16 protein-coding genes are annotated in these 15,004 nt (G+C 69.7%); 14 read left to right on the plus strand and 2 right to left on the minus strand.

The window, feature by feature from the left end; all coding sequences use genetic code 11:
• Positions 1-74 precede the first annotated feature (74 nt).
• A complete protein-coding gene (locus tag LY12_RS17340) occupies positions 75-557 on the minus strand; it encodes a hypothetical protein (RefSeq protein ID WP_253858007.1) in 483 nt (160 codons plus the stop codon).
• 792 nt (positions 558-1,349) lie between these two features.
• Between LY12_RS17340 and LY12_RS17345 the strand changes: the two genes are divergently transcribed.
• Both LY12_RS17345 and LY12_RS17350 read left to right on the plus strand, forming a co-directional pair.
• Positions 1,350-3,677 (plus strand): tetratricopeptide repeat protein, encoded by a 2,328-nt coding sequence (locus LY12_RS17345; RefSeq protein ID WP_301302790.1) that lies wholly within the window; start codon positions 1,350-1,352, stop codon positions 3,675-3,677.
• Between the two features lie 937 nt (positions 3,678-4,614).
• Positions 4,615-4,962, plus strand: coding sequence for a hypothetical protein (locus tag LY12_RS17350; RefSeq protein ID WP_253858014.1), 348 nt, complete (start codon positions 4,615-4,617; stop codon positions 4,960-4,962).
• A 77-nt stretch (positions 4,963-5,039) separates the two neighbouring features.
• Here the strand turns inward: LY12_RS17350 and LY12_RS17355 are convergent, their stop codons facing one another.
• Positions 5,040-5,678: an A24 family peptidase gene (locus LY12_RS17355; RefSeq protein ID WP_253858016.1), complete on the minus strand. Its 639-nt coding sequence runs from the start codon at positions 5,676-5,678 to the stop codon at positions 5,040-5,042.
• A 447-nt stretch (positions 5,679-6,125) separates the two neighbouring features.
• Between LY12_RS17355 and LY12_RS17360 the strand changes: the two genes are divergently transcribed.
• From LY12_RS17360 to LY12_RS17415, 12 genes are all read left to right on the plus strand, one after another.
• The gene (locus tag LY12_RS17360) at positions 6,126-6,488 is read left to right on the plus strand and encodes a hypothetical protein (protein WP_253858018.1); all 363 of its coding nucleotides are present in this window, start codon (positions 6,126-6,128) and stop codon (positions 6,486-6,488) included.
• Between the two features lie 83 nt (positions 6,489-6,571).
• Positions 6,572-7,534: a hypothetical protein gene (locus tag LY12_RS17365; RefSeq protein ID WP_253858019.1), complete on the plus strand. Its 963-nt coding sequence runs from the start codon at positions 6,572-6,574 to the stop codon at positions 7,532-7,534.
• Positions 7,535-7,652: 118 nt separating this feature from the next.
• Positions 7,653-8,351, plus strand: coding sequence for an SAF domain-containing protein (locus tag LY12_RS17370; RefSeq protein WP_253858020.1), 699 nt, complete (start codon positions 7,653-7,655; stop codon positions 8,349-8,351).
• On the plus strand, positions 8,351-9,262 hold the full coding sequence (locus LY12_RS17375; RefSeq protein ID WP_253858022.1) for a CpaE/TadZ family protein: 912 nt from the start codon (positions 8,351-8,353) through the stop codon (positions 9,260-9,262). The genes LY12_RS17370 and LY12_RS17375 overlap by 1 nt, the downstream gene beginning before the upstream one ends.
• Positions 9,259-10,644: a TadA family conjugal transfer-associated ATPase gene (locus tag LY12_RS17380; RefSeq protein WP_253858031.1), complete on the plus strand. Its 1,386-nt coding sequence runs from the start codon at positions 9,259-9,261 to the stop codon at positions 10,642-10,644. The genes LY12_RS17375 and LY12_RS17380 overlap by 4 nt, the downstream gene beginning before the upstream one ends.
• Positions 10,632-11,543 (plus strand): type II secretion system F family protein, encoded by a 912-nt coding sequence (locus LY12_RS17385; protein ID WP_372493551.1) that lies wholly within the window; start codon positions 10,632-10,634, stop codon positions 11,541-11,543. Before LY12_RS17380 ends, LY12_RS17385 begins: the two co-directional genes overlap by 13 nt.
• Positions 11,540-12,433: a type II secretion system F family protein gene (locus tag LY12_RS17390; protein ID WP_253858035.1), complete on the plus strand. Its 894-nt coding sequence runs from the start codon at positions 11,540-11,542 to the stop codon at positions 12,431-12,433. Before LY12_RS17385 ends, LY12_RS17390 begins: the two co-directional genes overlap by 4 nt.
• Before the next feature lie 56 nt (positions 12,434-12,489).
• Positions 12,490-12,687 carry a hypothetical protein gene (locus LY12_RS17395; RefSeq protein WP_253858037.1) on the plus strand — a complete coding sequence of 66 codons (198 nt, stop codon included), beginning with the start codon at positions 12,490-12,492 and terminating at the stop codon, positions 12,685-12,687.
• 46 nt (positions 12,688-12,733) lie between these two features.
• A complete protein-coding gene (locus tag LY12_RS17400; RefSeq protein ID WP_253858884.1) occupies positions 12,734-13,153 on the plus strand; it encodes a TadE/TadG family type IV pilus assembly protein in 420 nt (139 codons plus the stop codon).
• Between the two features lie 27 nt (positions 13,154-13,180).
• Positions 13,181-14,080 (plus strand): hypothetical protein, encoded by a 900-nt coding sequence (locus tag LY12_RS17405; protein WP_253858038.1) that lies wholly within the window; start codon positions 13,181-13,183, stop codon positions 14,078-14,080.
• A complete protein-coding gene (locus tag LY12_RS17410; RefSeq protein WP_253858040.1) occupies positions 14,077-14,550 on the plus strand; it encodes a TadE/TadG family type IV pilus assembly protein in 474 nt (157 codons plus the stop codon). The genes LY12_RS17405 and LY12_RS17410 overlap by 4 nt, the downstream gene beginning before the upstream one ends.
• Positions 14,547-14,996 (plus strand): pilus assembly protein TadG-related protein, encoded by a 450-nt coding sequence (locus LY12_RS17415; RefSeq protein WP_253858042.1) that lies wholly within the window; start codon positions 14,547-14,549, stop codon positions 14,994-14,996. Before LY12_RS17410 ends, LY12_RS17415 begins: the two co-directional genes overlap by 4 nt.
• The last annotated feature ends 8 nt before the right edge of the window (positions 14,997-15,004 follow it).

Here is a 15,004-nt window from a genome sequence, read left to right on the forward strand (position 1 = left end):
ACGCGTGTGGACGGACTGTACCGAAAGCCCGTCCACACGCGTGCACAGAACCCGAACGTCACGCCACGAGGCGATCAGCACAACGTGGGATGTCCGGATTCATGCGTTGCCCATGCGCGCCATCCGTCTTTGTTGATGTAGCTGACCACGCCCTCGAGGTAGTATGCATTCCTTGCCCCGCATTTGGCCTTCACATCGTAGTACCCCGGGGCCGAGGTCGCGCCGTTGGCGACATCGCTGTCGGGCCAATTGTTGTAGTCGATGTACAGGGTCCCTCCCACGGTTTCGCCGCGGTGACAGTTCGTCCCAGTTCGGCCGGTCAACGTGTTTCCGCTCTGAGTGGGATCCCAGGCGTGCACCGTGCACCCCGCTCGTGGCGCGCCGCTGTCAGGAGCTTCGGTGGAGTTTGCCCAGGCCGGAGACGTGACGGCCAGCAGGCTCATGCCAGCCGTGCTGAGCGTCAATACAGACGCTGCGGCCGCCTTCTTTACCGTATTCATCAGTTCTCTCTTTCCTTGAGGTGAGATGTGAGTGTTGGTGGTGTAAATGAGTTCCACGCGGCCTCGCCGGAAATGAGTTCAAGGCCGCATCGCCGACGGGCGTCATTGTCGTTCGCTTTTAGGTATGCGTGTGCCTAATCGGCGAGAAAAACCGGTCCGATGCTCCTTGTGTGGATAACATCGGTCCGTGAGCTGTTACATGATGCGCGTAGCGCCTCCCCAGGCGTCCGTACTTTAAGCGCACGCGCGCATCCGGTGGCAACGTGTTCGCCTATCGACAACACGAATGAGTGAACACGCCTGCAGGGGTGGCAGGTTACGAGGCTGGGGCTGCCATGTGACCTGTGCGAGATAGCGTCCGGGCTCGCCCGCACCGCTGCTGGTTCGTCGGCCTGTCGGCAAGGTCCAGCGATCCCCATGGCGCATTTGCTCAGGGTGAGACGAGTAGAACTACCTAATACTGTGAGTATTTGACCTGGGGTCCATTCGCGCGAATGGGGCATTAATGGAGTAACTGGTTGCCTCTTGCAGTGAAGCCTCGGTACCCAAGGGTGTCCGGGCACGCACCTGGGTTCTGGGGAACGGCGCACGCTACGTATCTGCATCGCAACCAGTCGGAGAGTCGGCACGACCGGCCAAGGCAAGGGTCGTCTCCGCATCCGCGGTGCGAGCGGGCGCGCGGGGGAGAGGCCTGGCCCGATAACCACACAATCGTCTGCCGCGGTGTTTCGGCGCCCGTCGGGACTTCGCGGCCCGGTCCCCTCACTACATAGGGCCTGCCCAACGGGAAGGCCGCAAGGTCACGCGTTGTCCAGTGCGCGCGTGACGTGAGAACAGAGGGGGACGCACATGCCAACGAGGGCACTCAACGCATTCGCGGCAGCGGTACACAGACTCCGGCGCTGGCACGGCATGTCACTGGCCGACCTGGCGGAGAAGACGACCTACAGCGCGAGCTATCTCTCGAAGATCCTGCACGGCGAACGACGCTTGGCGCCCGCATTGGTCAGCGAGATCGACGACATCCTCGACGCCGGCGGTGAGCTGATCCAGCTCGCCCGCGAGCAAGACAGCGGCGATCGCCCCCGTAGCCGGCCCATGCAGCTACCGGCAGCACCAGCCGACTTCGTCGGTCGCGCATCGATTCTGCACGAGCTCGACGCCGCTCTGGTGAGTGACGCCCGCCCGGGCGCCCCGATCACGGCGGTCATCGAAGGTGGGTTCTGGACCGGCAAGACCGCATTGGCGCTGCATTGGGTCGCGCGCATCGAGCAACGGTTCCCCGGCGGATGCCTGTTCGCGGACTTGCGAGGCCTGGCCCCTGGCAGTGCCCTCACCCCGGACGAGGTTCTGGACGGATTTCTGCACGCCCTCGATGCCGGACCGGATGCGATGCGCGGCACCCTCGCCGAACGGGCCGCGCACTACCGGTCGCTGCTGGCCCAGCGCCCGGCCGTGGTCGTACTCGACAACATCGCCAGCTACGACCAGGTAGCCGATCTACTGCCCGGCGCGGGCAGCGTCGTGGTGCTGACCAGTCGGGAACGCCAATCCTCGCTACTTTTGCGCACCGGTGGCGTGCACATCACCCTCCCGCCCCTCACCGCCCACGAAGCATTGACCCTGCTACGCATGCGAGCGGGTCACGCCCGCATCGACGTCGAGCGCGATGCAGCCATCAGGATCGCCGCTCGCTGTGGACACCTGCCGATGGCGATCCTCATCGCAGCCGAACGTATCCAGCAACATCCCCGTGAAGCCCTGCAGACGCTGGCCGAACGCCTCGACAGTGATACCCGACGTCTCGACGTCTTCACCTCGTCGGACCCCGCGGTGAACGTACATGCGGTCATCGACCTGTCCTACCTCGCGCTCGCGCCCCGAACCCGCCGGGTCTTCCGCCTCGCAGGCATCATTCCGGCCAGCCTGATCAGCGCCGACGCTGTCGCTGTCCAATGCGGGCTGCCTGCCACCACCGCACTCGACGCACTCGACGAACTCCGCCACGCCCACCTGGTCGACGACGCCCCGGATCATTCCGACCAGGTACAGATCAACGATCTCCTGCGTTCCTACGCAACTGGGCGCGCCATCGTGGACGACCCATTGTCGGAGATCGAACATGCCCATGACCGCCTCCTACGGTGGTACGCCGCCACGGCATGGCGAGCAGCCCACGCGTTGGCGCCCGGCTGGGCCGACCCCGTCCTCGAATGCCCGTCCCCAGTCAACCCGCCGTTTACCACCGGCGACTACGAGGCCGCTCTCGCATGGTGTGACAAGGAAGCACACACCATCATCGACATCGCCCGTCACGCCCGATCCCACAACGCCAAGGACGCAGCCTGGATACTGCCCACGCTCTTGCAGCCCTACTTCCAGCTCACCGACACCTGGACGACGTGGCTCACCGCTGCCGCGGAAGGCCTCGCTGCCGCTCGCGATCTCGAAACCGACCTCGGCATCGGCCGCTGCACCCAAAGTCTCGGATGGGCACTACATCACGCCGGGCACACCGACCATGCACTCGACCACCTTCGCCAAGCCGCGGATCTGCAGGCATCATCGGGTGACAGAGCAGGACTGGCGTGGAGCGAGTTCGCGACCGCTACTGCCTACTCCTCAGCCGGACACCATGTCGAGGCGCGAACCGCCTACGAGCATGCCGCTCAGTTGTTCGACCAGACCGAGTTCCCGCTCGGCGCCGCGATAGCCAGAGCCCTGCTCGCCGCCACGCACGAAGCCCTCGGCAACAACGATCGCGCTCGTGCCTACGCCAACGATGCGCTCGCTTGCGTGTTGACCATCGCTCCTCGACACCCCGCAGCCGCCCTGGCCCATCACCAGCTCGGAATCGTTCTGTCAGCACAACAGCAACCACGTGCGGCGCTCACGCATTTCGACGCAGCACTGACCATTCATCGCCACAGCCACCAGCCACGTTGCCATGCCGAGACTCTGGAAGCGCGGGGCAATGCCCTGCTCGCACTCGGGCTCGTCGACGCCGCGCGAGCTTCCTATCGGGACGCGATGGAACTCTGGCAGAACCTCCACGACCGTCGCGGATACGAACTCCACGCCAGGATGGCCACGCTGAGCCCACCCGACGGCGAGGCACGCGCGATAGGCGCTAGCTCGCCCGATGGTGCTGACATCAGACCAACCGTCGGGCCGTAGGTGGGGTAAGCACGACGGTCGCGGCAGGTGGATGAACTTGCCCACGATCACAACTGTGGGTCGTCTCGCAGCCGCCGACCCGTAACGCCGTTCCGCGGAGCCGGTCGATGCGCAGCAGACTCACCATGGTGTTGGCGGGCCAGTGCGGTCATCATGATTTTCATGCGCCAACGGGCACACCACGCCATCACTCGCGCCGTCGCCGCGCCTCCGCTTCTGCGCTCCTGGCCTGGCCGCGCCGCGATCGAGCAGTCAGCCACCGAGCTGCGCCAGGCCGCTGGCACCATTGGAACGGAAGATCCTGCCGCCGAACTCGTCCTGCATGCTGTGCGACTCAACGACTGGTGGCTCGTGGCCAACCAACCCGGCGTGCCCTGCCCAGGTGGCCACGGCCCCCGGCTCGCGAGCGTGGAATGAAGAAGTCGTCATCGAGCTGCAGGAGCTGTGGCGTCGCCTCGAGCCACTACTCGCGCCGTCACCGCCCCTCGATGTTCCCGCATATCGATAAATCGATATGCGGGAACAATGCGGCTCCGCGGAGGGTGTCCGCCACTCGCGGTCCGACTGGTGTCCATCCTGTCTAGATGACAATGATGTTCATCTAGACAGGATGGACACAGGATGAGCACCCAAAGTGCACACCATTGTCCATTGTGATCCGTGGCCGTGGGGCTAGTTCACGGTCACAGTGGGCTTATGGGAAATCGTTCACCTCCGGCGGCGTTGATGCGCTGCAGCTGACCGGTTGTTACGTGACAGGTGCCTTGCCCTCCCCAGGTGGCCACGTGTCCGCTCAATCAAGGCGCTCCGCGTGCTGCGGCTGCGTGGGTTGATGCCCCAGAGCCTACGCAGCTCACCGCGGTACGCGGAGCGCCCTCTCTCCTCCCCATCAGTACGCACTCGTGATGCTGGTTCATGTCCTGATTGGAGGAGGGTGATGGCGTATTTCCTGTTGCAGTGCGGCCATACGCGCTCGTTGGACGAGGTCGCTGAGCACGATATCGCCGAGCTGATCGCCCAGCCCGAAATGATTCCCCGCCTGTCTTGGTGCGAGGGCTGTCGCCGGTGGGGCCGGGTCCACGAACTGGTTCCCACATCGCGACCTGGTATCGCCGATGACGTGCCCCCCGAAGGGGCTCTGCCAGGGGATGCCGGGACTGGAGGCGACGTCGTGGTCCCCGGTCCCCGCAGCGAACCATCATCCGTACCTGCTGCGGGCGAGTCTTTCTTCGGCGAACTCGGCCACGAGTTGGCCGGTCCGACTGGCAAGCAGGTCGGCGAATGAGTGCCCCCGTGACGCGATCGGAGCACAGCGAGATGACGGCGAGGATCCCCGAGCCAGCATTGGCTATCCCGGCGGAGTCAGGCGCCGACGAGCACCATGAGCAGGGCCCCGCAGAACAGGAACGGCCCGAACGGCACCGTCGCCGGCCCCGGGCGAGTCCGGTGTTGGCGGGCCGGCACGGCTACCACCAACGCCAACACCGACGCCGCGATCAGCGCGCCGGCGACGTGGGCCCAGCCGATCCAACCGGTGACGAGCCCGACCAGCCCGGCCGCGGGCAGATCCCCTGCCCCGACCCCGCCGCCGCTGGCCAGGGCGAGGAGCAGAAAGAAGACCACGGCAGAGGCCGCCGCAGCGAGCGCTCGCAGCCCGGGTTCGGGAGTGTTACGCACCAGGGACACCGATGCCAGTGCGAGGGCTGTAGCGCCCAGCTGTGGCCAGGCCAGCACGCGCGGCAGGCGGTGCTCGCACCAGTCGATGATTCCCAACGGAATCGCCACCCCCGCGGCGAGGCCGAAGGCGACCAGCTCACCGCGCCCGGCCAGTCGCCAGGCCAGCGCCGCGAATACGACGCCGGTGAGCGCGGCGCCGAGCCACCCCGAACGCGCCCAACGCCGTTCGGGGCCGACGAAGCTGCGAGTTGCCGCGCTCGCCGCCGCCCCCACACCGAGGCCGGCCGCGGCGGCGGCGACCACCCACCACCCACTCGCGACCATGCCACCTCCGTGTCCCGCGGCGCGTACGTGATCATCCTGACCGCGGTCGCTGTGGGCTCGCGGCGCTGGCGGGACAGTCTCCACCCAACGGGTGAACTTCCTGGCAGTCGCGTCGTCGGCGAGGAAGTACGCGCGAAAGTCGATTTCTGGGCCGGCGCCGGCACGGGGGAGTGGCGCCCTGACGTGCGGGGCCGGTGTGGACAGCGATCGTTGATGCTTTGGGGGACCGTGATGACTCACCACCGCTCCACCGGCTTCGTCGTGGCCATCCTTGTGGGCGTCGCCGTGAGTGCATGCAGCTCCGCCACGGGCGGGAACCCACCGTCCTCACCCGCACCGTCCTCGGAGTCGACTGCCACGAGCGCTGCAACGACCACGGCCACCCCTACGCCCGCCGAGACTGCCGGTGACCGGGCCATCCGGGCGTATCTGGGCATGTGGCGCGACATGGCCGCAGCTGCCAAGACCTCGGACTGGCGCTCACCACGGCTGGCGCGCAACGCCACAGGGAAGGCGTTGTCACGGATCTCGCGTGGCTTGTATGCCGACCACTACAACGGACTCGTCACCAAGGGCGAACCCCGCAACAACCCCGAGGTGGAGGCCGTCACACCAGCCGACAATCCGACCACAGTGGACATCGTCGATTGCGGCGATGACAGCGACTGGGTGAAGTACCACGCCGACACCGGCAAACCCGCCAACGACGGTCCGGGCGGGCGGCGGCACATCACAGCACGGGTCGAAAAAGCGGTCGACGGCTCGTGGAAGGTCACCGACTTCGCCATCCAGGACGTGGGCACATGTTAGCCCGCGCGTTCGGTATCGCCGGAATGACCGCGACGTTGGTGTGGTGCGCAGCCAACGCTGCATGGGCTGGCGGGTGGGGCAGCGTGGATTGCAACAGCGACCCCACGCCGTACTGCGACCTCGGCGCCGGCAGTGCCCCTAACCCGCCCTCCGCACCTGACCCTGCGCCGCCGCGCCCGCAGGCGGAACCAGAACCGGAAGGCGGCGGCGGGGCGGCACCCGAGCAGGAGCAGCCGCAGGGTGACCGGATCGTCGGCGGCAGCGACACCGAGGCCGACTGCTCCTACGTGCTCAGCGACTACCAACCACCGACCGGTGGTGTCCAGACCATCACTGGACCCCGCTCATCCGGGACACCTGGCGGTGTCCGACCCATTCCCCACACCACCGGCACCGCCGTCGCCGAAGCAGGACCTCCCGGCGGGGACGTGGTGTTGGCGCAGGACGGAGACAGGGGTGGTGGCTGGTATGTCTACCGGTGCAGCAGCGAGGGCACCCGCGACAGCCTGTACCGGGCGCCGGTGTGGATCCCGGCGAGCCAGGCTCCGGCCGATGCGAAGCCGCCGGCACCGTCACCAGAGGATCTGGCCCGCCAAGCCCGCTCACAGCTACGCCTGCCCGATCCGACGATCGGCTCGAACCCTGCCGGTACCCAGCTGGTGCGAGTGCCCACCTGGCTGTGGATCGACAGCAGGCTGTGGCGCCCGCATACCGCCACAGCTTCCGTTCCAGGCGTATCAGTCACCGCAACCGCCCGGCCGACGTCGGTGTCGTGGTCGATGGGCGATGGCACCACCCTCACCTGCCGGGGCCCCGGAACCGAGTTCCCGGCGGATGCCGATCCGGGCAGCGCATCCCCGGATTGCGGCCACACCTACCAACGTTCCTCGGCCGGTGCCGCTGACGCACGGTTTCCGGTCACGGCCACCGTGTCGTGGCAGATCACCTGGTCGGGCGCCGGCGAGCAAGGCCGCTTTCCGAACATGACCACCGACGACGAGACCTCGTTCCGCGTCGCCGAAGCCCAAGCACTCGGCACCGGATAAACCGCCACCCGAATTCGTCGACAACTTCGCACAACCTGTCCCGTTTCCTGACTGCGTTGCTGCTGCTGACAAGCACCGGCACACGCGGTGCGGACGAGCTATGCCTGGAGAACCCGCGATGACCAGCACGACGACCCCCACGCACGGCGAACACACGGTGCAGGCCGGAGCCTGGGCCGATCCGTCCGGCACGGCCAGTCACCGGACCAGGTCCGCGCCGCGTCGGCGCATTCCGCACCTGGTGACTGGGGCGCTGTTGGTCGTGGCCTGTGTGGCCGGCGCGCTGTGGTGGAGCACGGCCGCCGCAGCGCGCACACCGGTGGTAGCGCTGGCCCACCCGGTCACCGTCGGGCAGCTACTGACGCGCGCCGACCTGCGCACTGTCGACGTGTCCACCGACGTCGACCTCGATCTTATTCCCGCCGATCGCGCCCACAGCCTCGTGGGACGGCCGTTGGCCACCAGCCTGCCCGCAGGCGCTCTACTCAATGGCGAGGTCGTCGGCCCGACCGCCCTGCCGGGCGAGGGCCGTGCGGTGGTCGCCGTCGCCCTCGCGCCGGGCCGATACCCACCGGAACTTGCCGCCGGCCACCCGGTGCGCGTGCTGGTCACCACGTCAGAAGGTGGTCCTGCTGTCACCGAAGGGCCCAAGCCCGGGGCTGCGTGGTCTGCCACCGTGCTCGGCCTGGTCCCCGCCGAGACAGACCAGACCACGGTCGTCTCGCTCGAAATGTCCACCGAACAGGCCGGGCAGCTTGCGCAAGTTCCGGCCGAGCGGATCGCCCTGGTCCTGCAGTCGGGCGGGGGTGATCGCTGATGCTCATCGCCGTGGGCTCGGTCAAAGCCGCACCAGGCGTGACCACCGTGACCACCGCCCTGGCAGCGCTGTGGCCTGAGGCGCAGCACACCCGCCGTCTGGTGGCCGAACTCGATCCCTCCGGTGGGGATCTGGCTGTCCGCTACGGGCTGCCCGCCACGCCGGGCTTGGCCAGCTTCGCCGCCTCCACCCGTCGCACCCGCGAGCCTGCGGCCGTGTGGGACCACACCCACCTTGTCTCGGGAGGCAGCCATGCCCTGCCCGCCCCACCGGCTGCCGCTCAGGCCCACGCGGCGCTGACCATTCTGGCCAGCGGACCGGGCCGTTCACTTCTCCGTGGTGCGGCGGCCAACCCCGGCGTGGTGCTGCTCGCGGACTGCGGACGACTCGACCCCGCCACACCCGCCGAGGCGATCGCTCGCCAGGCCGATGTTCTGCTCCTGGTCAGCGGCACCCGCCCGGACGAACTGGCGCACACCGCCACCCGCCTTGGCGAGCTGGCCGCGTGGACCCCGCGGCCCTGCCTGCTGCTCACCGGCACCGGCCATTCCACCCGGGACGTCGAACGCGCCCTCGGCATCCCCACGATCGGCCGCCTGCCCCACGACCCGACCGGCGCCGCTGCCCTCACCAGGATCACGTCACCTGCGCAGCGTCGCCGTGGCCTGGCTCGCCGCATCGCCGCGCTCGCCCGCGCCCTCGCCGCCCCGAGCGCTACGCCACGACCGACACCAGCTGGCGGCCCGCCTGCGGCCGTGCCCGGAGTGCCGCCGCAACAGGTCCGCACTGCTGGCGCGAGCCTGCCCGGCCCGCCCTCGCCCTCAGCGCCGGCGTCGCCGCCATCGGCGGGAGAGCCGGCCCGTCGCGACGACCAGCACTCCACGTCGGCCCGAAAGGAGCCCCTGTCATGACCTCCATCCACCACACCACCGCTGCGCCGGTCGGGGAGCCTGGCGAGCCGCGTCACCGGTTGCGCGCGCGCCTACGCGAGGCGCTGGCCACCGAGATGCCCGACCGCATCGAGGCCGCTGGCGAGGGCGCCACCGCCAGTGGCGGGCCGATGCTCCCGAACTCGCGACGCCGCCACATCGGCCGCGAGATCGTCGAAACCGCCCTGGCCTCCCACAGCGAAGCCGAACTACTCGCCGGGCGCGCACTGCTCGACTCGGCCACCGAAAGCGCCGTCGTCGAGCAGGTGTTGGACGAGGTGTTCGGACTGGGCCGACTGCAACCACTGCTGGACGACCCATCGGTCGAGACCATCGTGGTCAACCGCTTCGACCGGGTGATCGTGCACTACGCCGACGGGCGCCGCGCCCCAGCCGCACCCGTGGCCGAGTCCAACGACGAACTCACCGACCTGATCCGCACACTGGCCGCGCGGGCCTCGTCGGAGGAACGCCGGTTCGACCGCGGCTCGCCAGCACTGAACCTACAACTGCCCGGCGGCGAGCGGCTGTTCGCAGTGCTGGGTCTGACCGCCAGCGGGGTCACCGCATGCACGATCCGCCGGCACGGCTATCGCACGACCACCCTCGCCCAGCTGCGCCGCGGAGGCACCCTCGACGGGGAACTGGAACAGTTCTTGCGTGCCCTGGTGCGAGCGCGCAAGAACGTCCTGATCACCGGCGGCACCGGGGCAGGCAAGACCACGCTGCTGCGTGCCCTGGCCTCCGAGATGGACCCGCTCGAGCGGATCGTCACGATCGAAGACGCCTTCGAACTCGGCTTGGACCTCGACCCGACCCTGCACGCCGACGTGACCGCGTTGCAGGCACGCCAGCCCAACGTCGAAGGCGAAGGTGCGATCGATCAGGCCGAGCTCGTGCGCTGGGGACTGCGCATGTCCCCGGACCGGGTCATCGTCGGCGAGATCCGCGGCGCCGAAGTCATCCCGATGTGCAACGCCATGAGCCAGGGCAACGACGGGTCGATGGCCACGCTGCACGCCTCCAGCTCGAAGATCGCGTTCACCCGCCTGGCCTCCTACGCCGCGCAAGGCCAGGAACGGCTGTCGCTGGAGGCCACCGCCCTATTGGTGGCCAGCGCCGTGCATTTCGTGGTGCATCTCGACCGTGCCTGCGACCGCACCACCCGCGTGATCGCCTCCATCCGCGAGGTCGTCGATGCCGAGGCCGGCGCGGTGATCTCCAACGAAGTCGCCCGCCGCGGTCCCGATCGGCGCGCCGTCCTCCTGCCCGGCGCCCTGCGCACCGACACCCTCGACGACCTCGTCGCCGTCGGCTACACGCCCGATCGGTGCACCCGAGCCGGCCAGGAGTGGCGGCCATGACCACCGCGGCGAGCATCCTCATCGTCGCCGGGGCGGGCCTGGGTGTGGCCGGCGGCATCGGACTGATCATCACCGCACTGCGCCCCACGACGGCGATCCGACCGCGCCACGACGGGGGATGGGTGCGTCGAGTGCGCGCTGCGGCGGGGCGGCCGGGCGCGGGGATACGCGTGGCCCTGGTCGCCGCGATCGGCGTCCTCTCCGCGGTCGGGACGGGATGGATCATCGGCGGTGTATTGGCCGCGGCTGCGGTGTGGTTCCTGCCCCGCTTGCTCGGCCCCGATCGCGCTCACGCCCGCCGGCTTGCTCGCATCGAGGCGATCGCCGCGTGGGCAGAGATGCTGCGCGATGTGCTCTCGGCAGCCGCCGGCCTCGAACAGGCCATCCTCGCCACTGCCCCGATCGCCCCGCAGGCGATCCGTCCCGAGATCACTGCCCTGGCCGCGCGACTGGAAAGCGGGGTTCGCCTCGCGCCGGCCCTGCGGCGCCTCGCGCGTGAACTCGACGACCCGACCGCGGACCTGGTGCTGGCCGCGCTGGTGCTGGCCGCCGAGCACCAGGCACGGCACTTGACCGAACTGCTCGGCTCGCTGGCCACCACTGCACGCGAGCAGGCGGCAATGCGGATGCGCGTGGAGACCGGGCGCGCCCGCACCCGAACCTCGGTACGGGTCATCGTGGCCACCACCGGCGCGTTCGCTGCCGGCGTCGTGGTGTTCAACCGCGCCTACCTCGACGTCTACAACACCCCGGCCGGACAACTTGTACTCGCCGTGATCGGTGCGAGCTTCGCTGCGGGCTTTGCCTGGCTGGCCCGCATCGCCGGCGGCCGGCCCACGCCACGCCTGATCGACCTGGACCCGCCCACCACCGCCGTGGCCGGAGGTGAGCGGCCGTGATGCCGGCGCTGGTGTTCGGGGGCGGCACCGGGCTGGGCCTGTGGCTGCTGCTGGTGTGGGCCGCCCCAGCCCGCCCGCGCCTGAGCGACCAATGGGCACCGCTGGCACGCACCGACAGCGCCCCAACGCTGACCGACGCGGCCGAAGCCCCATGGGTCACGCGTTGGGGCCGCCGCGTCACGCCCGCACTGCGCCGGTTCGGACTCCCCGGGGCGGGCATCGCCGCCGACCTGCGCATCACCGGCCGCGGCCCCGCGACTCACCTGGCCACCCAGGTACTGCTGGCCGCGGCAGCGTTGCTCACACCCGCGCTGGCCGCCGTGTTGCTGGCCCTTACCGGCGCGCCAATCGCCGTCGAGGTCCCGGTACTGGCCGGTCTCGCCGGCGCCGCTGTCGGCTTCCTCGTACCCGATCTGCACGTGCGTGGCCGGGCCAGACGGCTGCGCCGCGAGTTCCGGGACGCCCTGTCGGCATACCTGGACCTGGTGTGGATCACTCTGGCCGGCGGAGCCGGCATCGAAGCCGCCCTCGCCGATGCTGCCGACGTCGGTACCGGACCCGCCTTCACCGCGATCCGCCGATCCCTCGGCGCCGCGCACCTGACTCGTACGACCCCGTGGGAGAGCCTGCGCCGCCTCGGCGAGGAACTCGAGATCACCGAACTGTCCGAACTCGCCGCTGCCATCTCCCTGGCCGGTACCGAAGGCGCCCGCGTACGTACCTCACTGGCGGCCAAGGCTCGCGCCCTCCGCACCCACCAGATCACCGACGCCGAGCGCGAGGCTCAAGCCGCCACCGAACGCATGGCCCTGCCGGTGACGCTGTTGTTCGTCGGATTCCTCGGGTTCATCGCCTACCCGGCCGTCCTGAGCGTCCTCAATGGACTTTGAAGCTGCATACCCGGATTCGCGAATCCGTCGACATGTCAAGGAAGGAAGGTCACATCATGAAAAGCCAGATCCGCGTCGTGTGGGCCCTGATGTGGAGCCGCGCGGCGGTGCTGCGCAGCGATCCCGAGCGTGGGGAGATCACGACCACGGTGATCGTGACCGCCCTGATGGCCATCGCGGCGATCGCCATCATCGGCATCATCGTGGCCAAACTGACCCAGAAGGCCAACTCGATCGACCTCGGACTCGGCTGACATGGCCGCCGCAGGCCGACACCGAACACGCGCCTCCGGGCCGGTGATGCAGGTGCGCGCGGCGGCGCGCGGTGACCGGGGCGAGGTCACTGTCGAGCTGGTGCTCGCGACACCGCTGTTGCTGCTGACGCTCCTGCTGATCATCCAGTTTGCCCTGTGGTCGCACGCCACCCACGTCGCCCAAGCCGCAGCGTCCCAAGCCCTGGCCGCCGCCCGCACCCACCGCGGGACCATCGCCGCCGGACAGGACGCCGGCAGCCACGTGCTCAGCGACCTGGCCCCGGGACCTCTGCGCGAGGCCGAGCTGACGGTATCCCGCGGTCCGCGCGGGGCGTCGGCGCGCGTGAGCGGCCACGCCACCCCGGTCCTGCCCGGCCTGCGCCTGGCCGTCACGGCGGAGGCATCCGGCCCGCGGGAGAGGTTCGTGCCCGACACCTCCACGGCGAAACCGTGGTCAGGGCGGTGAATCCGTGCCATGCCCCAGGAGACTCTGATGCACAGCACCGACGCCACCCCTACGCCCAGTCCGGTGCAGACGGCCCGGTTCGCCGATGGCCCCGACTGCGTGCTGATCAATCCCGACCTCACTCCGCGGGACTGGCGCGCCGCGCGCCTACGTGCGGCGCTGCACCCAGCCACTGTGCTGTGTGGACTCGCCGGTGTTGCGCTGGCTGCGGTGGCGATCCTGGCGGGCGCCGGGACCGGGTTCGTCGGCGCCTCCGCCTGCGCCGCCGGGATTTTGATGGCCGTGACGGCCGTGCTGGTCGGTCGCCGCCGCGCCTGCCGCCCCCTGATCCACGTCGCGGCCACTGCTGAAGGCCGTGCGGCCGGGATGTTCCTGCGCAGTCGCGCGCTCACCAGCGACAAGGCACAGCAGCGCACCGTGCGAAGCCTCATGCAGGCGGTCGCTGAGGTGCACACCAGCCCGGCACGCCCCTGGCTCGACCCGGCCATGCCCGTCCAGCTGCATCGCGTGGCATGGCACGTCCTCACGTTCCAGCACCGCACGGCCCCCGCCCGTGCCCTGCTGGACGAACTCGCCGGCCTCCACGAACAGGAGCCGGCCGAGATTGCCGCCGCCCGCCGGGCGGTGACTGCCGCCGACGCCGCCCTCGACGACGTCTCCTGCCACGCCCACGACTGCGCGAGCCTGCTGCGGGCATGGGAGGCCAAGCTACGCCACGCGGACCTCGCCACACGCGCCGCAGCCACCACGGACACGCTGCCGCGCACCGAGGAGCTCGCACTCGCCTGTTCGGCGGCCGCGGAGCTGCCACCGGCGGTGTTCGCCTCGATCACTGCCGCCCGCGATCTCACCAGCGCCGGCGCATTCGTCTGGGAACACCCACCTCACACCTGGCCCTCCAGCAGTACTCGGGGAGGACTCTCATGACTCCCGTCATCACCCGGTCCAGGCGCCGTGTCCGGTGGCGTGCCTGGTGGGCCGCCGAGCGCGGATCGGCCACCACCGAAGCCGTACTGATCGCACCTCTCCTGGTGCTGCTCCTGGTGTTTGTCGCCGTGCTCGTGCATCGCGGAGTCGAGGCACGTCTGCGCATCGACGACGTAGCCCACCAGGCCGCCCGCGCCGCTACCTTGCACCGCACCACTCCCGCCGCCGCCACCGCAGCCAGCAAGACCGCCACGGCCGCGCTGGCTCGCGCCGGACTCGTGTGCCGCGACCCCAGCACGCGTCTGTCCGGCCGGCCGGCTCCGGGCCGGACGGTCACCGTGCGCGTGAGCTGCACCGTGGACCTCGGGCAAGCGCTCCTGCTCGGCACGCCGGGCGAGCGGACGTTGTCCTCCACCGCTTCCGAGGTCGTCGACGTGCACCGCTCCCAACCGTCCGGGGCCCGGCCATGAGTGCGGCCGAGCCCCGCGACGGGTGGCCGGGGTGGTGGCGCGAGGAGGCGGGTCAAGTCACCGCCTTCGTCCTCGCCGCCTGCGTCGGGCTGCTCGCCCTGATCGGGTTGAGCCTGGATGGCGGACTCGCGCTGGCGGCCACCGTCCGCGCGAACGGGCACGCCGAGTCCGCCGCCCGCGCCGGAGCGCAAGCCCTCGACCTGGCCACCTACCGCGCGACCGGCGAGGTGCAGATCGACCCGGCCCATGCGCGGCTGCTGGCCCGGCGCTACCTGGCCAGCGTCGGCGCCACCGGCACCGTCACCACCAGCGGGCGAATCGTCACCGTGGCCGTGTCGGCCACCTACCACCCGCAACTGCTGTCGCTGGTCGGCATCGATGACATCCACACCCGCGCGGACGCCTCGGCCCAGCCCCACCGAGGAGTCCGCGGCATCGAATCCTGAGAACCCCC

The sequence above is a fragment of the Prauserella alba genome, assembly GCF_024171735.1.
Classification (GTDB): domain Bacteria; phylum Actinomycetota; class Actinomycetes; order Mycobacteriales; family Pseudonocardiaceae; genus Prauserella; species Prauserella alba.

What these genes read in the sequence shown, in the direction of transcription:
- LY12_RS17345 (WP_301302790.1), top strand. Translation starts at nt 1,350, where the DNA reads ATGCCAACGAGGGCACTCAACGCATTCGCGGCAGCGGTACACAGACTC.
- LY12_RS17350 (WP_253858014.1), top strand. Translation starts at nt 4,615, where the DNA reads ATGGCGTATTTCCTGTTGCAGTGCGGCCATACGCGCTCGTTGGACGAG.
- LY12_RS17355 (WP_253858016.1), bottom strand. Translation starts at nt 5,678, where the DNA reads ATGGTCGCGAGTGGGTGGTGGGTGGTCGCCGCCGCCGCGGCCGGCCTC.
- LY12_RS17360 (WP_253858018.1), top strand. Translation starts at nt 6,126, where the DNA reads ATGGCCGCAGCTGCCAAGACCTCGGACTGGCGCTCACCACGGCTGGCG.
- LY12_RS17370 (WP_253858020.1), top strand. Translation starts at nt 7,653, where the DNA reads ATGACCAGCACGACGACCCCCACGCACGGCGAACACACGGTGCAGGCC.
- LY12_RS17375 (WP_253858022.1), top strand. Translation starts at nt 8,351, where the DNA reads ATGCTCATCGCCGTGGGCTCGGTCAAAGCCGCACCAGGCGTGACCACC.
- LY12_RS17380 (WP_253858031.1), top strand. Translation starts at nt 9,259, where the DNA reads ATGACCTCCATCCACCACACCACCGCTGCGCCGGTCGGGGAGCCTGGC.
- LY12_RS17395 (WP_253858037.1), top strand. Translation starts at nt 12,490, where the DNA reads ATGAAAAGCCAGATCCGCGTCGTGTGGGCCCTGATGTGGAGCCGCGCG.
- LY12_RS17400 (WP_253858884.1), top strand. Translation starts at nt 12,734, where the DNA reads ATGCAGGTGCGCGCGGCGGCGCGCGGTGACCGGGGCGAGGTCACTGTC.
- LY12_RS17405 (WP_253858038.1), top strand. Translation starts at nt 13,181, where the DNA reads ATGCACAGCACCGACGCCACCCCTACGCCCAGTCCGGTGCAGACGGCC.
- LY12_RS17410 (WP_253858040.1), top strand. Translation starts at nt 14,077, where the DNA reads ATGACTCCCGTCATCACCCGGTCCAGGCGCCGTGTCCGGTGGCGTGCC.
- LY12_RS17415 (WP_253858042.1), top strand. Translation starts at nt 14,547, where the DNA reads ATGAGTGCGGCCGAGCCCCGCGACGGGTGGCCGGGGTGGTGGCGCGAG.